Source organism: Bombella mellum (assembly GCF_014048465.1).
GTDB lineage: Bacteria > Pseudomonadota > Alphaproteobacteria > Acetobacterales > Acetobacteraceae > Bombella > Bombella mellum.
In genome coordinates this window covers 434275-453557 of sequence record NZ_PDLY01000001.1, presented here as the reverse complement: position 1 = coordinate 453557, position 19283 = coordinate 434275, and the positions used below count along the sequence as shown (strand labels likewise).

15 protein-coding genes are annotated in these 19283 nt (G+C 64.6%); 10 read left to right on the top strand and 5 right to left on the bottom strand.

All coding sequences use genetic code 11. From position 1 onward, the window contains the following. Window positions 1-85: 85 nt before the first annotated feature. Window positions 86-784 (bottom strand): Tim44/TimA family putative adaptor protein, encoded by a 699-nt coding sequence (locus CPA56_RS01975; protein ID WP_182040353.1) that lies wholly within the window; start codon window positions 782-784, stop codon window positions 86-88. A 276-nt stretch (window positions 785-1060) separates the two neighbouring features. On the opposite strand from CPA56_RS01975, the gene secB reads away from it, so the two are divergent. Then, window positions 1061-1579, top strand: coding sequence for a protein-export chaperone SecB (gene secB / locus CPA56_RS01970; RefSeq protein WP_182040352.1), 519 nt, complete (start codon window positions 1061-1063; stop codon window positions 1577-1579). 59 nt (window positions 1580-1638) lie between these two features. On the opposite strand, the gene CPA56_RS01965 is transcribed toward secB, so the two are convergent. Then, on the bottom strand, window positions 1639-2325 hold the full coding sequence (locus tag CPA56_RS01965; RefSeq protein ID WP_182040351.1) for a uroporphyrinogen-III synthase: 687 nt from the start codon (window positions 2323-2325) through the stop codon (window positions 1639-1641). 5 nt (window positions 2326-2330) lie between these two features. Further along, window positions 2331-3380, bottom strand: a complete 1050-nt coding sequence (gene hemC, locus CPA56_RS01960) for a hydroxymethylbilane synthase (RefSeq protein WP_182040350.1) — start codon at window positions 3378-3380, stop codon at window positions 2331-2333. Between the two features lie 69 nt (window positions 3381-3449). On the opposite strand from hemC, the gene tsaD reads away from it, so the two are divergent. Genes tsaD through murJ form a run of 4 tightly spaced genes read left to right on the top strand, consistent with a single transcriptional unit; the run spans window position 3450 to window position 7611 of the window. Continuing rightward, on the top strand, window positions 3450-4577 hold the full coding sequence (tsaD, locus tag CPA56_RS01955; protein WP_182040349.1) for a tRNA (adenosine(37)-N6)-threonylcarbamoyltransferase complex transferase subunit TsaD: 1128 nt from the start codon (window positions 3450-3452) through the stop codon (window positions 4575-4577). Beyond that, on the top strand, window positions 4574-5545 hold the full coding sequence (locus CPA56_RS01950) for an NAD(P)H-dependent glycerol-3-phosphate dehydrogenase (protein ID WP_182040348.1): 972 nt from the start codon (window positions 4574-4576) through the stop codon (window positions 5543-5545). The genes tsaD and CPA56_RS01950 overlap by 4 nt, the downstream gene beginning before the upstream one ends. Before the next feature lie 8 nt (window positions 5546-5553). Next, entirely contained in the window at window positions 5554-6051 is a 498-nt protein-coding gene (locus CPA56_RS01945) for a glutathione peroxidase (RefSeq protein ID WP_182040347.1), read from the top strand. A gap of 3 nt (window positions 6052-6054) precedes the next feature. Further along, entirely contained in the window at window positions 6055-7611 is a 1557-nt protein-coding gene (gene murJ, locus CPA56_RS01940) for a murein biosynthesis integral membrane protein MurJ (protein WP_182040346.1), read from the top strand. A 17-nt stretch (window positions 7612-7628) separates the two neighbouring features. On the opposite strand, the gene CPA56_RS01935 is transcribed toward murJ, so the two are convergent. Further along, entirely contained in the window at window positions 7629-8096 is a 468-nt protein-coding gene (locus tag CPA56_RS01935; RefSeq protein ID WP_182040345.1) for a GAF domain-containing protein, read from the bottom strand. Window positions 8097-8284: 188 nt separating this feature from the next. On the opposite strand from CPA56_RS01935, the gene mutS reads away from it, so the two are divergent. After that, a complete protein-coding gene (gene mutS / locus CPA56_RS01930) occupies window positions 8285-11008 on the top strand; it encodes a DNA mismatch repair protein MutS (protein WP_229707272.1) in 2724 nt (907 codons plus the stop codon). Window positions 11009-11063: 55 nt separating this feature from the next. Continuing rightward, window positions 11064-13892, top strand: a complete 2829-nt coding sequence (locus tag CPA56_RS01925; RefSeq protein ID WP_229707271.1) for a [protein-PII] uridylyltransferase — start codon at window positions 11064-11066, stop codon at window positions 13890-13892. Between the two features lie 45 nt (window positions 13893-13937). Here CPA56_RS01925 and CPA56_RS01920 read toward each other — a convergent pair whose 3' ends face one another. Further along, window positions 13938-16199: a TonB-dependent receptor gene (locus tag CPA56_RS01920; protein WP_182040343.1), complete on the bottom strand. Its 2262-nt coding sequence runs from the start codon at window positions 16197-16199 to the stop codon at window positions 13938-13940. Window positions 16200-16404: 205 nt separating this feature from the next. Here CPA56_RS01920 and CPA56_RS01915 point away from each other — a divergent pair, with 205 nt between their 5' ends. The 3 genes from CPA56_RS01915 to CPA56_RS01905 are packed head-to-tail and all read left to right on the top strand — an operon-like array spanning window position 16405 to window position 19276. Then, entirely contained in the window at window positions 16405-17883 is a 1479-nt protein-coding gene (locus CPA56_RS01915) for a PepSY-associated TM helix domain-containing protein (protein WP_182040342.1), read from the top strand. After that, window positions 17880-18242 (top strand): hypothetical protein, encoded by a 363-nt coding sequence (locus CPA56_RS01910; RefSeq protein WP_182040341.1) that lies wholly within the window; start codon window positions 17880-17882, stop codon window positions 18240-18242. The genes CPA56_RS01915 and CPA56_RS01910 overlap by 4 nt, the downstream gene beginning before the upstream one ends. After that, on the top strand, window positions 18239-19276 hold the full coding sequence (locus CPA56_RS01905; RefSeq protein WP_182040340.1) for a hypothetical protein: 1038 nt from the start codon (window positions 18239-18241) through the stop codon (window positions 19274-19276). Before CPA56_RS01910 ends, CPA56_RS01905 begins: the two co-directional genes overlap by 4 nt. The last annotated feature ends 7 nt before the right edge of the window (window positions 19277-19283 follow it).

The following is a 19283-nucleotide window of genomic DNA, read 5'->3' as shown; positions in this document are numbered from 1 at the left end:
CACCAGCCCCCGGCATGAACCCTGCCGGGCCTTACAACATACCCAACCTCCCCGGTGGGAGACGAACCTGTCTAGCGGGGTAGCCTCAGTCAGCCTCTGTTGCAACCACCTTCCACTGGCCGTTTACGCCCTGTTCAAAGGTCCAGCGGTCACGGAACTCCGTCAGGGCTTCCGTTCCCTCGATGATGGTCCCTGAAGCATCCCGGCAGTAGCTGACCTGCCATGACACGATCCTGACCCCGAGACGGGCCGCTCCACTCTCCGTGGCGTCAGCGGTCACGGCGGTGACATAGTCCAGACGTTCAATGCGCCGGAGTTCCAGATGCACCTGCTCCTGACGACGCTGACGCTCCTCCAGAACACTCCTGAAAGAGTCCAGCACGGCGGGACTCACGGTCTTCTCCAGCGTCCCGACATCGGCGCAGGCGAAGGCCTTGATGGTGCGGGCGAACACATCTTCGGCATTCTTGAGAAAATATTCCGCCGAGAAGCCGCTGATGCTCACGCCGACTCGGACGAGCGACTGCCCCAGAGGCGTGCCCGCCTCTGGCAGACCATATTCGGTCGCTTTCTGCTCCGGCCCGACACGGCCGGGCAGAGGCGGTGGCCTGGGGGTCTCGACCGTTCCGCCTTCCTGCCGCTGCCCGACGGCCCGTGCTGCCGGCATCTGCTCCTGCCGGATGGCTTGGGCCCCCACGCGGCGTCCCAGCACGAAAAACACGGCACTGCCCGTCACGACGGCCAGCACGGCCCAAAAAACGATATCCCAGGGGAAATCCGCCATCTCACGTCCTAATCATCACATTCGGGAACAAGGCCTGCGGCGACCTCTCCGCACGATGCCCTAAAGGTAGAATGCTCCCGTGGCAATCTCAAGAGCTTCCACCGCCTGTCCCGGGCGGAACGGCCATAAAGATCGTCCATCTTGCTTGGCCCCTCCCGGAAGACATGCTACCGCCTTGTGAAGACCTGCCCAGGCAGGAAACCGGAATGCCACACCGAGAGGCCGGCCCGGCAGCCTGTAGGCACTCCCTGTTCACATCATGCAAGGATGATCCTGATGTCTGACAAGACGAATCCCGAAGCACCAGAGGACAATACCCCCCCGGCCCTGCCGCTGGCCATCAACCTTCAGTACGCCAAGGACCTCTCCTTCGAGGTGCCCCGTGGGGCCACGACATTCACGTCCCTTCAGGCCCCCCCGCAGGTGAACGTGAACGTGGACGTGCAGGCCAGCCGCATCGAGAAGGAACAGTCCATCTATGAGGTCACGCTGCTCATCCGGGCCGAGGCCACGGAAGCCCCGGCAGCAGGCAGCGAGGAACCCGGCCCGGTCGTCTTCATCGCCGAGCTGGCCTATGCCGCCATCGTCACGCTGGACAACCCGCCGCAGGACCTCATCGAGCCGATCCTGCTGGTGGAAGTCCCCCGCCTGATCTTCCCCTTCGCCCGGGCCATCATCAGCGACGTCACGCGGGATGGCGGCTTCCCGCCGGTCGCTCTCCAGCCGATCGACTTCGCCGCCATGTGGCATGCCAGACAGGAACAGAACTTCCCCGAGCCGGAAGGCGAAGCCTGATCCTGTCCCCCGGACAGTCTGACCAGGGAAAGGCGGGCCTCCACGGTCCGCCTTTTTTTTCAGGGCCGCCTCACCCCCAGAAGCTTCAACGGATCACCCACTTCCAGCGTCCTCCAGCGGCCGGACTCCCCGGCACGGCCTGCGATGACATGGGACAGGCAGAGACACCGGCACTGCGCCAGACGCCCGTGCAGCTCTGGCGGACACAGCTCCATGAACAGGGCCACCGTCTCGCTGGAATAGAAAAGAACGGCACCAGCCTCCCCCGCCTCCAGAACCTCCAGAGCCTCCCCCGGGAGGGCTTTCATGGGGTGGACCTGATAGGCCTCGACCCATCGTGCTCCCAGAGATTCCGCCAGCCCGATACCATAGGGCTGCCCATGCCGCCCCCGCCCGCAGGCCAGCATGAGATCAGGGCCATCCAGCCCCTTCTGCCGACAGAGGGCCTCAAGCCCGTCCTGCGTCCCGGACGCCGCCTCGACATTCCGGAACCCCATTGCCACGGCACGCTCCGCCGTGCGGCGGCCGACCGTCAGCAGAAGACGGTCACGGTCCTGACGGGCCAGAAACGGCAGGGCCTGCCCGCTCGTCACCAGCATGGCCCTGCACGGATGATCGGCAAGGGGCGGAGACGGCACCATCCTCATGACGGGACAGGCCACTGCCCGCCAGCCCTGCGCCCGCACGGCACCGGCCGTCTCCTCCAGCCCCGGTTCGGGCCGTGTCACCAGCACCGCAGGACGCATTGACGTCAGGGCTGCACGATCTGGGCAAAAATGGTGGGCGGCGTGTCCCGCCGCAGCTCACAGGCCAGCTCGTAGCCCATCCGGGCCGCATCTTCCGGCAACCCTTCAATTTCCCGGCGCAGCAGGAAGGTACCATCCTCGCTGGCCACAAGGCCGGAGAGGTGAAGCCGCCCGTCCTTGAGCTGGGCATAACCGCCAATCGGCGTCCGGCAGGAACCGTCAAGCTCCGCCAGCAGGGCACGCTCCGCCGTGGCCACGGCCCGGGCCTCCGGGTCCTCGATGGCGGAGAGCAGCTCCCGCAGCTCATGGTCACTCTCACGCACCGTCACGCCCACGATACCCTGCCCGGAGGCCGGAAGCATCACCTCGGGAGAGAGCGGCACGTCGATGCGGTCTTCCATGCCGAGGCGTTTCAGTCCCGCATAGGCCAGCAGCGTCGCATCGCACTGTCCCGCCCCTAGCTTGTCCAGCCGGGTCTGCACGTTGCCCCGCAGCAGGGTGAAGCGGAGGTCCGGCCGGACATGAAGCATCTGCGCCTGACGGCGGACGGACGCACAGCCCACGAGTGCCCCTTCCGGCAGACAGTCGAACGGTCTTTCAGGATCAACCTTCACGCCCCGTTTGCGCAGCATCAGCACGTCACGGGCATCCTCACGCTTCATCGTGCAGGCCAGCACCAGCCCCGGCGGCAGGTGTGTCTCAAGGTCCTTGAGGCTGTGGACGGCAAAATCGATCCCGCCCACGGCCAGAAGCTCATGAATCTCCTTGGAAAACAGCCCTTTCCCACCGATCTCGGCAAGACGGTCCTTGAGGTTCAGGTCTCCGGAGGTCTGCATCTGCTCTTCCTTGAAGGCCCCCATGTCCCGCAGGACGGGACAGAAACGGGTCAGCCGGGTCAGGAAGTGCCGCGTCTGCACCAGTGCCAGCGGGGACGCCCGTGTCCCGACCCGCAGGGGAAGTTTGCGGCGGTCCGGCGGGGCCTGGACATGGGAGCGGCGGGCCGCTTCGGCAGCAATTTTCTGAAGTGCTGCGGAGGAAAAGTTTGAAGCATTCATGGTGTTCCCTCCATAACCGATTCTGGAAGGGGTGTCATGCTCCGAAGAATCCGCCATAATGAACCGATCATGTCTGACATTTCCCACCTGACGCCGCTTCTGGCCATCGAGACCTCATGCGATGACACCGCCTGCGCCATTCTGGACGCCCACGGAGCACTGCTCGGGGAAAGCGTCCTCTCGCAGGAGGATCATGCGGCCCTGGGCGGTGTCGTGCCGGAGCTGGCCGCCCGTGCCCACCTGAAGGCCCTGCCGGAACTGGTGGAGCTGACCCTCCGGCGGGCCGGGCTGGAGCTGGAGGACATCGCCCTTTTTGCCGCCACGACCGGCCCCGGCCTGATTGGCGGGCTGATCGTTGGCAGTTCCTACGCCAAGGGGTTGGCCATGGCCTGCGGGAAGCCTTTCATGGGCATCAACCATATCGAAGGCCACATCCTGACCCCCCGCCTGCCTGCGGCCCTGCGACCGGGTGAGACGGCTCCGGCTTTCCCCTATCTCGCCCTGCTCGTCTCTGGCGGACACTGCCAGTGCATCACCGTGGAGGATACCGGCCAGTATCGCCGCCTCGGAGGCACGATTGACGATTCCGCCGGGGAAGCATTCGACAAGGTGGCCAAGATGCTGGGACTGGGCTGGCCCGGCGGCCCGGCACTGGAGAAACTCGCCAGAGAAGGCGACCCGCAGGCCTACGGCCTCCCCCGCCCGCTGAAAGGCCGCCCCGGCTGCGATTTTTCCTTCTCCGGCCTCAAGACGGCCGTCGCCCGCCACATCGAACCATACGGACGTGAGGCCCTGCCCCGGCAGGTGGCCGCCGACCTCGCCGCCTCCTTCCAGCAGGCCGTGACGGACGTGATGGCGGACCGCATCCTCAACGCCCTGGCTCTGGTGCCGCAGGTCACCTCGCTCGTGGTGGCCGGTGGCGTGGCAGCCAACGGCGTGCTGCGCCAGAGGCTGGAAGAGATTGCCAGCCAGCACGGGATCACCTTCCTTGCACCGCCTCTGCGTCTCTGCACCGACAATGCCGCCATGATCGGCTGGGCTGCGCTGGAACGGCTGAAACAGGGCGAGGTGCCGGACGACATCACCCTGGCCCCCCGCCCCCGCTGGCCGCTGAGTGAACGCCAGCCCTACCGGCCTCAGGCCACACAGGAAACGTCCTCCACCGGACACAGCTCTCTGATGGAACCATCCGCATGACCGTCCAGCCACATATTGCCGTCATCGGTGCCGGAGCATGGGGCATCGCTCTGGCCTGCACCCTCTCCCGCATCGCCCGGGTCACCCTCTGGACACGCACCCCCGTTCCGGCAGGAGTCCGTGCCCTGCCGCACCTGCCACAGGTCACCCTGCCGGAGGCCATCACCGTCACCAGCGACCTGCCGACGGAAGCCGACATCGTGCTGCTTGTCGTCCCCACGCAGGGACTGCGGGATGTCACCCTGACCCTCCAGAAGCAGCTGAAGCCCGACGTGCCGGTCGTCACATGCTGCAAGGGGATGGAGCGGGGCACCTTCCTGCTTCCGCTCCAGATCGTGGGGCAGACCATGCCCGGCCGACCAGCCGCCGTCCTCTCCGGCCCCAACTTCGCCATCGAGGTGGCCCGGGGAATGCCCGCCGCAGCCACGCTGGCCGCCCATGATCTCGCCTTCGTCACGACACTGACCGAACGACTCACCACCCCCACCCTGCGCCTCTATGCCAGCACGGACCCGCTGGGCGTGCAGATCGCCGGGGCGGCCAAGAATGTCATCGCCATCGGGGCGGGCATCAGTGTCGGTGCCGGGATGGGTGAAAATGCCAGAGCCGCCATCATCACCCGTGCGCTGGCCGAAACGGCCCGCCTTGTCGATGCCATGGGAGGACAGGGCCGCACCATGTATGGTCTCGCCGGGATGGGCGACCTGATCCTGACCGCCACGGGGGCCGGGTCCCGCAATTACAGCCTGGGCGTGGCCATGGGAAAAGGCGAGAACATACAGGACATCCTCGCCCAGCGTGACACGGTGGCCGAGGGCGTTCTGACAGCCCCGACATTGCAGGAGCTTGGCCAGCGTTTCGGCATCGAGACCCCCATCATCAATGTCATCACCCGTCTCCTGTCCGGGGAGCTGACCCCCCATCAGGCCCGTGACGAGCTGCTAGACCGTCCCACCCGTTTTGAATAGGCCCCATCATGACCAGCTTTTATGATTTCCGGCTCCCCGCCCTTGAAGGCGGAGAGATTGACCTCTCCCAGTGGCGGGGCCGCCCCGTACTGGTCGTCAACACGGCCTCCGAATGTGGCTTCACCAAGCAATATGAGGGCCTCCAGACCCTGTGGCGTGACATGGGACATTCCTCGCCAGATGGCCTCATCGTGCTTGGCGTGCCCAGCAATGATTTCGGCAGACAGGAGCCAGGCACATCGGAGCAGATCAGCCAGTTCTGCCAGCGTCGTTATGGCGTGAGCTTCCCTCTGGCGGCCCGCTCCGTCGTCCGGGGAACGGAGGCCATTCCGCTGTTCCGCTGGCTGGCGAAGGCAGGAGGCTTCCTCTCCCTGCCCCGCTGGAATTTCTACAAATATCTCATCAACCGTCAGGGAAAGCTGCACCGCTGGTTCACTCCGCTGACAGACCCCCAGGCCCCCCGCCTGCTGGAGGAGATCCGCCGGGTAAGCCGGAAACACGCCTGAACGATGCTGCGTCACCTTCTCACCGTTGGCAGCTGGACCATGCTGTCCCGCCTGCTGGGGCTGGTGCGGGACCAGCTTCTGGCCATGTTTCTGGGAGCCGGCCCCGTGCAGGATGCGTACCAGATCGCCTTCCGCCTGCCCAACATGTTCCGCCGCCTCTTCGGAGAAGGGGCCCTGAACGCCGCTTTCGTTCCGCTTTTCACATCCCGTTATGAGAAGGAAGGCCCACCGGCTGCCCTTCTGCTGGCCGGGCAGGCCTTCTCCCTCCTGCTGCTCTGGCTGAGCCTGCTGACCATTCTAGCAGAAATCTTCATGCCGTGGGTGATCGACCTCATTGCCCCCGGCTTCCGCTCCCACGGCACGGGCCGTTTCGCCATCGCCGTGCAGCTCACCCGCATCACCATGCCCTATACGGTGCTGATCTGCGGGGCAGCCCTGGTCGCCGGCATCCTCAATGCCCGCAACCATTTCGCAGCCGCCTCGGCGGCGTACATTTCCTTCAACATCGTCGGGATCGTCGCCATTCTTGTAGGGGCCTTCTGGGGGCACCAGCATGTCGCCCCGACCAGCGCATGGGGCATCACCCTCTCCGGTATCGCCCAGCTTGCCGGGCTGCTCTGGGCAGCCCGAAAGGCCGGACTGACGGTGCCACTGGTCCGCCCGGCCCTGTCGCCCGACATCCGGCTGCTGCTGCGCCGGATGCTCCCGGGGCTGGTCGGCTCCGGCGTCACGCAGATCAACCTGACCATCGACACCATCATCGCCACCCTGCTGCCAACAGGCTCCATCTCGTGGCTCTATTTTGCGGACCGGGTCAACCAGCTTCCCCTCGGCGTGCTGGGGGCGGCCCTTGGTACGACACTGCTGCCGCTCTTCACCCGTCACGTCGCCGCCAATGACCGCTCCGCCCTCCAGACCAGCCTGAACCAGGCCCTGAACTACGCCCTGCTGCTCAGCCTCCCCGCCATGATCGGCCTGTTCAGCCTGGCACCGGAGATCATGGCCACCCTGTTCGGCTACGGGCATTTCACGCCCCATGACGTGCAGAATTCCGCCGCAGCCCTCCGCATGTATGCGCTCGGGCTGCCCGCCTTCATCATCATCAAGCTGCTGGCCCCGGCCTTCTTTGCCGAAGGCGACACCACGACACCGGTCCGCATCGGCTTCGTCACCATGGGGATCAACCTGGCCCTCAACCTGCTGCTGTACCGCACGCTGGCCCATCTGGCTCCGCCGCTGGCCAGCACGCTGGCCGCCATCGTCAACATGGGGGCACTGGCCCTGCTGCTCTGGAAACGGGACTCGTTCCGCCCCACCGTCACGAGCCTGTCACGGGCCATCCGCATCATGGTGGCGGCCCTCATCATGGGAATCTGGGCCTGGAGCTGTGCCCGCTTTCTGGCCACCGGCCTACCGGAATGGCACGCCCTGCCCCGGCTCTGCATCCTGATCGTCCTGATCGGCAGCAGCGCAGCCCTCTATGGCGGGCTGCTCGTGGCCCTGCGTGTGCTGGGGCTGGAAGAACTCCGTACCCGCCTGCTCCGGCGTTTCAGACGCTAGACAGGCGGGACACGCCATCAGATGTGCGATTCCAGAAGCCGGACAAGGGCCTCCAGCCTCTGCTGGTCCTCTGCCGAGAAACGGTCCTTCACGGGGCTGTCGATGTCCAGCACGCCATGCACCTCCCCATCCTTCATGATGGGCAGGACGATCTCCGATTCCGAGGCTCCATCACAGGCGATGTGACCGGGGAAGGCATGGACATCCGCCACACGCTGCACGGCCCGCTCGGCCACGGCAGCCCCGCAGACGCCTCGACCTACGGCGATCCTCGTGCAGGCCACCCGGCCCTGGAACGGACCAAGGACCAGCTCGCCCCCCTTCATCAGGTAAAAGCCGACCCAGTTGACCTGCGCCATCGCCTCGAACAGCAATGCCGCAATATTGGCCAGATTGGCGATCTCGTCCCGCTCGGCTTCCAGCAGGCCCTGGGCCATCGGCAGAACATCTTCAAAAACAACATGATTTTCTGGTGCAGTACTCATGGGGCCACCATGCCGCCCCGGGGCAGGTTGTGGCAAGAGAAGACCTTGTTTATCCCTCCCTCATGACAGTACATGACTTCCCATCACCATCTCATGATAAGAAAATGGTCGCATTTTCATTTAAATCCCTGTTAACCTCGGGGGTATATCCAGTCCTGTATCAAAAACGGTGAGGTCTTTTCCCCTGCATGGTCGATCAGAAGCCATCCGTCCCTCCCATTCCATCACAGAGAACGGGGAAGGTCACCCCGACCATGGAGCAGTGGTTCAGCCTGAAACATCAGGAGCCTGATGCCCTGCTCTTCTTCCGCATGGGAGACTTCTACGAGCTTTTCTTTGGCGATGCCCATGCGGCCGCCCTTGCGCTGGACATCACCCTCACCCACCGGGGGACTCATGATGAGGAACCCATCCCCATGTGTGGCGTGCCCGTGGGCACGGCGCAGGTCTATCTCTCCCGGCTCATCCGCCGAGGCTTCCGGGTGGCCGTGGCCGAACAGACGGAAATCCCCCGCAAGGGCCAGAAAGGCCCGCTCCGCCGGGAGATCGTCCGTGTCATCACGCCCGGCACCCTGACAGAAGATGAACTGCTGGAGGCCGGACGGGCCAACACGCTCCTGGCCATCGTCGCCCCGGACAGACGCCGCAGGCACTGCCTCGGGGCGGCCTGGATCGACATTTCCACCGGCACGCTGGAACTGCTCCGGCTGGAGGCCGATACCCTGGCCGAGCTGCTGGCCCGCCTCTCCCCCTCGGAAATTCTCTCCGACCCGGCCCTGATCCCGGCGGACCATGCCGGAATCATCACCCCCTCCACGGCCCGCCCCAGCCGGGAGGCCGCAGAACGCACCGTGACGGCGGCCTATCAGGTGGCCCAGATGGATGCGCTGGGAGACTTCCGTGACGAGCAGGTCATCGCCTGTGCCGTGCTGCTGGACTATGTCCGCCGCAGCCAGGCGGGCAGGCTGCCCCGGCTGGCCCCTCCCATCGACCACGGGCTGGACAGCATCATGGGGCTGGACCCGGCCACCCGCAGCAGCCTCGACATTCTCCAGTCCCGGGATGGCGGCAACAGGCACACGCTCTTCACCAGCGTCAACCAGACGGCCACGGCGGCCGGTACCCGCCTTCTGGCCCACTGGGTCAGCACCCCCAGCACGGACCTCACCCTCATCACGCAGCGACAGGAGGGCTGGAGCTGGCTTCACCAGCATCCCCAGCCCACGGGAACATTGCGGGACATCCTCCGGCAGGCTCCCGATTCCGCCCGTGCCCTGGGGCGCATCTCCAGCGGCCGCCCCCTCCCACGGGACCTTGCCGCCATCCGGGACACGCTCCGGGCAGCGGATCAGATCACCGGGATACTCGGCGGACTGACAGAAACCGGCATGCCCGAGCGCATCCGCCATATCGGAGCTGGTCTGTACGGGCGGGCCGACACCCTGCTAGAACGGCTTGAGGCCGCCCTCAACACCGAGCTACCCGTCAAGATCGAAGATGGTGGGGTCATCGCTCCCGGCTTTGATGCCGAGCTGGACCGCCAGCGGGACCTGCGGGACAACAGCCGCCGCCTGATCGCCCAGCTGCAGGTCCGCCTGTCGGAAGACTATGAGATTTCCAGCCTGCGCATCCGCCATCACAACCAGCTCGGCTACGTCATCGAGGTTCCTGCGGCGGCAGGAAGGAAACTGCGCCAGCACGAGGGGCTGAGCCTGCGGCAGGGCACGGCGAGTCTGGCCCGCTTCTCCAATGAGGAACTCTCCTCACTCAACCAGGCCATTCTGGAAGCATCGGAAAAGGCTGACGAGCTGGAACGTCACCTCTTTGCCGACCTGGCCCAGCACTGCCTCAACACCCCTGCCCTTGATGATGTCGGCCGTGCCCTGGCCGAGCTGGATGCGCTGATCTCCTGCGCCCGCATCATGGACCGTGGCACATGGTGCCGCCCCACCATGACTGACGGGCAGGATTTCACGCTCCGTGCCTGCCGTCACCCCGTGGTGGAAGCAGCCCTGCACGACCAGGCCGCCCATGACACGGCCTTCATTGCCAATGACTGCACCCTGCCACCGGAAAAACACGCCATCCTGCTGACAGGCCCCAACATGGCCGGGAAATCAACCTTCCTGCGGCAGAACGCCCTGGCCGTCATTCTGGCGCAGGCAGGGCTGCCCGTCCCGGCACAGGAGGCGACGATCGGCATCGTGGACCGGCTCTTCTCCCGTGTGGGGGCGGCCGACGATCTGGCCCGTGGGCGTTCCACCTTCATGGTGGAAATGACGGAGACCGCCGCCATCCTCAATCAGGCGGGACCACGCTCCCTTGTCGTAGTGGATGAGATCGGGCGGGGCACCTCGACGCTGGATGGCCTCTCCATCGCCTGGGCCACGCTGGAGGCCCTGCACTCCCAGCTGCGCTGCCGCACCATCTTCGCCACGCACTTTCATGAACTCGGTGCCCTGCTGGAAACCCTCCCCCGGCTGGCCGCCTGCACCATGGCCGTGCGGGAATGGAAGGGCCATGTCGTCTTCCAGCACGAGGTCCGGCCCGGACTGGCCCAGAAAAGCTGGGGCCTGCATGTGGCAAAACTGGCAGGCATTCCGGCTTCCGTCCTCCAGCGGGCACGGGTCCTGCTGGCACGCCTCGAGAGCGAACGGGGCCAGACCGGACAGCCCGCCAGCCTGCCCCTGTTCGAACAGGCCGGAGCGGCCATGCCACCGGCCCCGGACGACCCCGCACCTTCTTCCCCTGACATCTCCTCCACCACGCTGGCTGCCCTGGAATCCCTGCGCCGCGAACTGGACGGGATTGACCCCGACTCCCTGTCTCCACGAGAGGCGCACACGGCCCTCTATCATCTGAAAAACATGATCGAAGGGCTTTCCGAGGTGGACGTTCCGGATGAAAAATGATTTTCTGAACATTACGACGCTTCCGTCAGAATCAGCCGCCAATAAAAGAGCCGTCATGTCTGCTCCCACCGCCCCCGCCGCATCCCATCCCAGGGCAGCCTCCTCCTACCAGCCAGCCATTCCCCGTCAGGAAGCCCTGGAAAAACTGAGGACAGAACTCGGCATACAGAGGGGGCGCATCCACCAGCAGTTCGAGCAGCGCAAAACCAGCGGCGTGGCGACGGCCCGCAACCTGGCCCTGCTGATGGACCACATCATCGAGCAGCTGGCCCGCCATGCCGGCCTTCCCCATCCTGACCATCCATCAGCCGGAGGCGAGTCCTTCTGCCTCTGCGCTACGGGTGGTTACGGGGCAGGGCTTCTGGCTCCCTTCAGTGACGTGGACCTGCTCTTCCTGACGGACAGGCCCCCTTCCGACACGCTCATCCAGGCCATCGAATATGTCCTCTACACGCTCTGGGACCTGGGCCTGAGAGTCGGCCATGCCACCCGCACCATAGAGAGTGCCATGGAGATGGCTCGGACGGACCAGACATCCTGCACCACCCTGCTGGACATCCGCCCCCTCTATGGCCAGAACGCCCTCGTGCTGTCCCTTCAGGAAAAGCTGGAGGCTCATCTGAAAGGCCCGGCCCTGGAACGGTTCGTCCTCCAGGCCATCGCCCAGCGTGAGGACCGGCACCGACGGTTCGGCGAGACCCCCTATCTGGTGGAACCGCACATCAAGGAAGGCAAGGGCGGCCTGCGGGACCTTCAGGTCCTGAACTGGATCGGCTACGCCGTCCTGGGCAACGGACTTTCAATCAAGTCCAACCTCCAGCGGGCGCAGGGGCTGGCCCCAGCCTGCACCCTGCTCGGCCTGCTGACGAAACGGGAAATATCCCGCACCCGCAGCCTCTGGAACTTCCTCTGGACGGTCCGCCTCAACCTTCACTACATCACGGGCCGCAACGAGGAGCGGCTGACCTTCGACGTACAGCCCATCATCGGGGCACGGATGCGCTACGGCAACCACGGGCACCAGCGGGGCGTGGAACGCTTCATGCGCCACCACTTCCTCATGGCCCGGGCCGTGATGCGGCTGACCCATGTCTTCCAGCCCGCCATCCTGCTCCACCTGCGCAACCAGCTTCAGCAACGTCCTCCCCGGGTCGAGCCGGGGCCGGACGGCTTCCAGCGCATTGACGGCTATCTGAGCCTGCCCAACCCGCTGGTCCTCGTGCGTGAACCCATAACCGTCCTCCGTTTTCTGGACTGCGCCCGCCGTCATCAGCTGGCCCTGCACCCGGCCGCCATACAGCAGATCATCCGCTTCGAACGGCACAGCGCAACGCTGCGCCACAATGAGGAAGCCTCGTCGCTCTTCATAAAGCTGCTGTGCGAACCGGCATCCGAAGTCCCGCCTGCCGTTCTTCCCGGTCAGCCAGCCATCAGTGAGATGGAGCATGAGGAGGATGACGAACACAGCCGCATCTTCTGGCTGCCCCTGCTCAACGAGACGGGCATCCTCTCCCACCTCCTGCCCGGCTGGTCCCGCATACTGGGCCGGACGCAGTTTGACGGCTATCACATCCATACGGTGGAGGCCCACACGATCGAATCCGTCCGTGTCCTGCGGATGATCGAGCAGGGCCGCATGACGGACGAGCTGCCGCTGGCCTACAGGCTGGCCCGCACCATGACACAGCGGCCCCTGCTCTATCTGGCCACCCTGCTGCATGACATCGGCAAGGGACATGGCGGGGACCATTCCGAGATCGGGGCCGACATCGCCACCTCCATCTGCCAGCAGCTCGGCTTCTCCGCCAGCGACACGGACACGGTCTCCTGGCTGGTCCTGCACCATCTGCTGCTATCCCGCACCGCCTTCAGCCGGGACATTGACGACCCCCAGACCATCCTGGACCTGGCCGACATCATCCAGTCACCCAAGCGGCTGCGGATGCTGCTCCTGCTCACCATCGCCGACATCCGGGCCGTTGGCCCACGGGCATGGAACGCCTGGAAGGCCACCCTGCTCGGGCGACTCTACACCCGGATCGCCGACGTGCTGGAAGGCGGCCTGCAAGCCCGGGAAGATGATGAACGGGTGGAACACAACAAGGCCTTCGTCCAACAGGCACTGATGGATGAGGGCATGGCCTCCGCAGACATCGCCTCCTTCATGAAACTGGGCAGCCCCGGCTACTGGCTGAGCTTCGACCCGCAGAGCCATGTCCGCCATGCCGGGCTGATAAGCCGACACCGGGCGGGCGGGCGTGACGACGCCATCATCATGGACATCGTCCCCCTCCCGAGCCGGGGAATCACGGAACTGACCGTCTTCTGCAAGGACAAGCCGGGCCTCTTCTCCCGCATCACGGGGGCACTGGCCCTCTGCGGGGCCACCATCGCCGATGCCCGCATCCATACGCTCCACAACGGCATGGTGCTGGACACGTTCTGGTTCCAGGCCCCCCACGGCGAGGCTTTTCTGGAGCCGGAACATGTGGAACGCCTGCGTGAGACGATCACGCAGGTCATGGAAGGGGACGTCAATCTGGACGAGACACTCAGTGCCGCCAGCTTCCCCCTCGCCCGGCGGCTGGAGGCCCTTCCCATTCCCTCCCGTGTCCTCATCGACAATGATGCGTCGGAGAATCACAGCATCGTCGAGGTCAACGGGCGGGACAGGCCGGCCCTGCTGCACAACATCACCGCAACGCTCAGCCGCCTGAAGCTGCACATTTCTTCCGCCCATATCATGACCTACGGGCTGAGGGCCGTGGACGTGTTCTATGTGACGGATTCTGAGGGCCGCAAGCTGGCCACGCCGGAACAGGAAGAGGCCCTTCAGGCAGCCCTGCTGGAAACGCTCCGCCACACGGAAGCGGACATCTCCTGACGGAAACAGGGCGTGCCTGCATGGCATGGCCCTGCCCGACCCGGTTCACATGTCGGTCGAGAAGGACGCCTTGAAGGTCCGTGGCAGCCCCTGGGTCAGATAACCGTTCACGCTGCTGAACGCCGTGTAGGATGAAGCCCAGTAATGGCTGTTGGTGAGGTTCTCCACGCCAAAACGGAAAGTCATCGGGCGTTTCGGTGTCATCATGAAGGTGTAGCGGGCACCGAGATCGTAGGTCGTCCAGTTCGGAATCCGCAGGGAGTTCTGGACATTGACCCACTGATGACCCGTATGGGTGACACGCCCCGTCAGGGTCAGCCCCTTCACGAAGGGAATGTCATACTCCAGATTCCCGTTAATCGTATAACCGGGAATCCCGACGGCCCTGTTGCCGACATAGTCCCCCTTGACCTGCTTGGCCTGGATGAGGGCACTGCCCCCGTTGAAGCGCAGCCCGTGAATGATCTCGCCATTGACGTTCAGCTCGATGCCCTGATTGCGCTGCCTGCCACTGGCCTTGAATATCTGTTCCGTCCCATAATCCTCGACCAGCCCTGTCGGCCGGTCCAGCCGGTAGAAGGCCAGGGACGCACTGAAGCGGCCAATGTCATATTTCCCGCCAACTTCATACTGGACGGTCCGTGTCGGTGACAGGAACTGCTGCGCATTGACCAGATTGGGGTACAGGGAACTCCGTGCCGGGGCCTGAAGCCCCTGGTTCAGCCCCTCCACACGGTTGAAATAGAGCGAGGCATGGCGGGCCACATGCACCACCAGCCCGACCACGGGCGTGATGGCATCCCGGGAATAATGGGTCGGCGTGTACTGGTAGCTGTTCTGGAGAATGTGCTGGTACCGGAAGCCTCCCGTCAGGGCGATGCGGTCATGCCAGAAAGACATCATGTCCGAGAAGAACAGGCTGTAAAGCTGCGTCTTCGTGGCTGGCGTTGCCGAAACATGATGGACAGACGCCGGCCTGGCCTGAGTCCCGGGGGCATACAGGCTCGTATCGCCGACCATGCCACCCGCATAGCCCGTAGAGGCCTCCGACCACAGGGCCGACCCACCAGCATTGACCTCATGCTTCAGGAAACCTGTCCTGAAATGCGCCCGCACGCCACCCCGGGTGCTTTCATTGGTCTGCTGGTAAGGCACGTAGGACCCGTATCCAAAGCCGGTGCCTTTCAGCCCGTCCGAAACATAAACCGTGTCGTAATTGCCTTCCTCATGGCCTGTCATGCCCCCGAACGTGCCATAGAGCATGACATGGCTGTTCAGGTCATGCTCGACATTGAGCAGCCCGAACACATAGTGCATGTCTTCATAACTCCAGCCCTGGCTCCAGTTGCGACCCGGTCTCGTGGGTCTGGGAACGGCCGTCAGGCCGGAATTCAGTACCACGGACCCCCGCCCCTGCTGGACGTTCTGGTTCTGATAATTGATGTCGAGGCTGATCCGGGTGTCGTCATTGCGCCAGTCCGTATCCAGACCCAGCGCAACGGAATGACGCCGCTCACCGGAAATGGAGGTCTGGCCGTCCATGCCTGCCGCATTGAAACGGATGCCGAACTGGTCATCCCTGCCGAAGCGACGTCCCACATCCAGACTTCCGCCACCCTGGCCCCTGCTGGTGTAATCGCCCGTCAGACGTGCGAGCGGTTCGCTCCCCGCATGTTTGAACTGGAGGTTGATGTTGCCGCCGACCGACGTTCCCCCGGGAGCGGCTCCGTTGATGAAGGCACTCGCCCCATTCAGCACCTGCACCGAATCATAGAGCTGGGGAGAAATCAGCTGTCGGGGGCTGATTCCGTACAGGCCGTTGATGGCCACATCATCCCCGTAAACCGGCATCCCCCGGATGATGAACGTCTCCGAGAAATTGCCAAAACCATAGGTCGTCCGCACGGACGGGTCGTTCTGAAGCACCTGCCCCAGTGTCTGGGACTGCTGGTTCAGGATCATGCTGGACGTATAGCTGCGCAGGTTGAAGGGCAGGTCCAGCCCCTTCTTGTTGCCCAGCACGCCTGCCTGCCCGCCCAGCTTCACTTCCATCTGCTCCCGCCGCCGTGCCTTGACGAGGATGGTTTCCACCGGGGGAGCGTCCGCCTGCTGGCGGTCCTTTCCGACGCTCTTTTTCCTGATGTCAGCCTTGCCATCCGATTGGCCGGACCGTGCCATCTGACCCTTTGCTGGCTGTTCTCCGCCCTCATCTCCGGCGGCCCAGACGGGATGCCCTGTCAGCGTGCTGCCTGCCAGCAGGCACCAGAGGCTGACGGTTCTGCGTGAAAAACGGAAAGGAATAACCATGCGTGCCCATCCTGAACTGTGAAACTGAATGAGTGCCGCTTTATATGTTAACGATAATCATTCTCAACTTTTTTTCACAAAAAAACCCTTTTCCCCTCACCTTTTTTTACATCCCTGTCATTTTTGCCCTCCGCCCCATTTACAGAACTATCCAGACACCGTAATAAATGAGAATCATTCTCATTTATGCCGTGTTGCGTCCATCATGTCCCCAAGGCTCCGCACCGCACTGCGCCTTTTCCATCGCTGGATCGGCTTCCCGGCTGGCCTTTTCCTGTTCGCTCTCTGTTTCACCGGCTCGCTGTCCTGTTTTTCCCCGGAAATTCAGGGCTGGATGCAGCCCCGTACCGCCCTCCACAGCCCCCTGCCCGCCATGACACGCACCGGCCTGCTGAAGGCCGGACAGGAACTGAAAAAACAGCTCGACACGGGCACCTTCGCCTTCCTCAAACTGCCCTCTCCACGGGACCCCGTGTTCCGCCTCTGGCACTATGACGGTCACATCTTCCTCGGTCCGGCCCTTGCGCCTGACACAGGCCTGCCGCTGACAGACCATGACGTCACCGGCGGTACGTTTTTCGTGACCCTCCATGCCAGCCTTCATCTGCCCAGCCCGTGGGGGCAGCTGCTGACGGCCATAGTGGGCATCGGTCTGCTCGTCACGCTGCTGACAGGCCTGTGGCTCCAGCTGCGCCGCTTCCTGCCGGACCTGCTGCTTTTCCGCCCCCGGGCCGCCTCCCAACGCCGCTGGCTGGACCTGCACCTGCTGTGCGGCACGCTGAGTCTGCCTGTCCTGTTCATCATCGGCCTGTCCGGCGTGGTCCTCCAGTCCCAGAAGCTCATCCACATGATGAACCCGCCCCATCACCCCTCAGGCCATGCCAGCCGCCATCAGGCCCGCACCACCATGCCGCTTTCCCTGTCTCCCGCCATCATCGACGGCCTGACCGAAAACGGCCTGCGGCAGTGGGGCACGGTGGCGGATGGATTCTTCATGCAGACCGGCAGGGAAATCGGCCTCTATGGTCCCGACACCCTGCATTTCTGCCTCCAGAGACAGGCCCTGACGCCTTCCCACCCCACCCTGCCGCCCCGGGCCACCTGCCCGACCGTACACGGCTTCTTCGTGGGACTGCACAACCTGCGCTGGGCGGGCCTCGTGACACGCTGGCTCTACTGCCTCAGCGGTCTGGTGGGCTGCCTCATCATCGGGTCCGGAATCGTGCTCTTCCTCCAGTCCGAACGGAACGGGCTGGCCCAGTCCGAACGGAACGGGCTGGCCCATGCCGGGACCGTCTCCCCATGCCGAAGTGGACTCCAGCACCTCTACAGGGCACTGGCTACGGCGACCCTGCTGGGCCTGCCACTGGCCACTCTGGCCCTGTTCTGGAGCACCCGTCTTCCGGCTCCGGCCTCCCTTTCCACCATCCTGTGGGAAGAGGCCCTCTTCTTCGGACTCTGGGGGGTCTCCCTGTTTCATGGTCTCATCACCCGACAGGCCGCCCGCCACCAGCTCGGCCTTATGGCCGTCATGGGCCTTGGCCTGACAGGGCTGGACCTGCTCACGCGGCCCTTTCATACGGGCCGCCCGTTCCTGTTCGGCTCCGTTGACGGTCTGGCAGCCTGCCTGGGGCTGACCAGCCTGCTCTATCTCAGGCGTCATCAGTCTGGAGAAACGGCATGATCAGCTTCTTCCTGCTCGCAGGCCTGTGGACGATGGTCTGGCTGCTCCACCTCAACGGCCTGCCCGATTACAGGCGGCAGAATCCCTGCCATCTGCCACCGGACGGCAGAATGCAGCGGCACGTCCGCAGGGTCCTGCCCGCCACCGGACTGGCCGGGGCCTGCCTTCTGGACGGGCTGGACGGGCTGTTTCTCTGGGCTTTCACGGCCCCGGTCACGGGCATCGCACTGGGCATGGCCCTCCCCTTCGCCCGGGCTGTCCGGGAGACACGGGCAGCCGGTTGTTCCCCCACCACCCGGACGGGCCGGAACAGGCAGAACTTGCAAAAGCACCCGGAAGCCCCAAAATACCTGCCATGAAAACATGTCTGTCCTCATTTCTGGCTTCAGCCTTTATCCTCGCCGCCGCCCTTCTGGGCCTCAGCCCTCCTGCCCAGGCGGACCGCCCGTGGAAGGATGCGGCGATCCCGGCCCAGATCGTCAGCGAGCAGGCCGTGAGCCGACCGCTGGCCCCGGCCCTGACGTCCCTGCCTGACGGGTCGCCCTTTGCCCTGAGCACGGCAGGCAAGCTCTACCGGCTGGACCCGGTCGATGGCCGTCTCGGCCCGCTGATGGACGAACTGCCTCCCATCACCGCCTTCACAGCCACGGCCCAGGGCCTCTGGGCCGTCACGCAGGCTCCCAAGCCCGCCCTTCTCAACATCGCTCCCGACACGGGCGTCATCCTTGACCATATCGGGCTTGGCGAGGCCCTCGTGGTCGGCAGCCACATCTCGGCCCTTCAGGTGACGGACACGAAGGCATTCCTGATTGACGAGGGAGCACCGGCCTTCGTGGTGATCGACCTCAAGAGCGGGCAGGCACAGCGTCTTCTGGAAGGCGTGCCCTCCCTGATGGGTCACAGTGCCCTCATGCGTCACGGCCAGCCTGTCACCACGGCAGCTGGCCAGCCCGAGACGGGCGGCAATGTCCGTTTCCTCCTGCTGGACCGCAGCAGGGAATGGCTGTTCTACCAGACACCGACAGGCCCCCTCTACCGAATCGGCACCGGCATCCTGACCGACACCAGCCTTGGCCCGGCCGAACGCATCGAGGCCATGACGAACTGGCGGCGTACCCCCAGCCTCGGCGGGCTGGCCATCGACCGGAACGACACGCTCTACATGGTCGACATCGACCACGGGGATCTGCTCTCCTTCGGGGCGGACCGGCTGCCGTGGCGGCTCATGCATGATGACAGGCTCTACGGTGCCCAGGCCGCCACACTGCTCAAGGGCCGGGAGGGACCACTGCGCCGCCTGGCCGTCCTCGTGGCTCCCCGGCCCTCCACAGGCGGGGCCTCTCCGGCAGGCGGGGACAAACACCAGCATCTTCTGGAAATTACCCTGCCCTGACGGCATT

Coding starts and splice junctions, on each gene's coding strand:
- CPA56_RS01975 (WP_182040353.1), bottom strand. CDS start 784: ATGGCGGATTTCCCCTGGGATATCGTTTTTTGGGCCGTGCTGGCCGTC.
- secB (WP_182040352.1), top strand. CDS start 1,061: ATGTCTGACAAGACGAATCCCGAAGCACCAGAGGACAATACCCCCCCG.
- CPA56_RS01965 (WP_182040351.1), bottom strand. CDS start 2,325: ATGCGTCCTGCGGTGCTGGTGACACGGCCCGAACCGGGGCTGGAGGAG.
- hemC (WP_182040350.1), bottom strand. CDS start 3,380: ATGAATGCTTCAAACTTTTCCTCCGCAGCACTTCAGAAAATTGCTGCC.
- tsaD (WP_182040349.1), top strand. CDS start 3,450: ATGTCTGACATTTCCCACCTGACGCCGCTTCTGGCCATCGAGACCTCA.
- CPA56_RS01950 (WP_182040348.1), top strand. CDS start 4,574: ATGACCGTCCAGCCACATATTGCCGTCATCGGTGCCGGAGCATGGGGC.
- CPA56_RS01945 (WP_182040347.1), top strand. CDS start 5,554: ATGACCAGCTTTTATGATTTCCGGCTCCCCGCCCTTGAAGGCGGAGAG.
- murJ (WP_182040346.1), top strand. CDS start 6,055: ATGCTGCGTCACCTTCTCACCGTTGGCAGCTGGACCATGCTGTCCCGC.
- CPA56_RS01935 (WP_182040345.1), bottom strand. CDS start 8,096: ATGAGTACTGCACCAGAAAATCATGTTGTTTTTGAAGATGTTCTGCCG.
- mutS (WP_229707272.1), top strand. CDS start 8,285: ATGGTCGATCAGAAGCCATCCGTCCCTCCCATTCCATCACAGAGAACG.
- CPA56_RS01925 (WP_229707271.1), top strand. CDS start 11,064: ATGTCTGCTCCCACCGCCCCCGCCGCATCCCATCCCAGGGCAGCCTCC.
- CPA56_RS01920 (WP_182040343.1), bottom strand. CDS start 16,199: ATGGTTATTCCTTTCCGTTTTTCACGCAGAACCGTCAGCCTCTGGTGC.
- CPA56_RS01915 (WP_182040342.1), top strand. CDS start 16,405: ATGTCCCCAAGGCTCCGCACCGCACTGCGCCTTTTCCATCGCTGGATC.
- CPA56_RS01910 (WP_182040341.1), top strand. CDS start 17,880: ATGATCAGCTTCTTCCTGCTCGCAGGCCTGTGGACGATGGTCTGGCTG.
- CPA56_RS01905 (WP_182040340.1), top strand. CDS start 18,239: ATGAAAACATGTCTGTCCTCATTTCTGGCTTCAGCCTTTATCCTCGCC.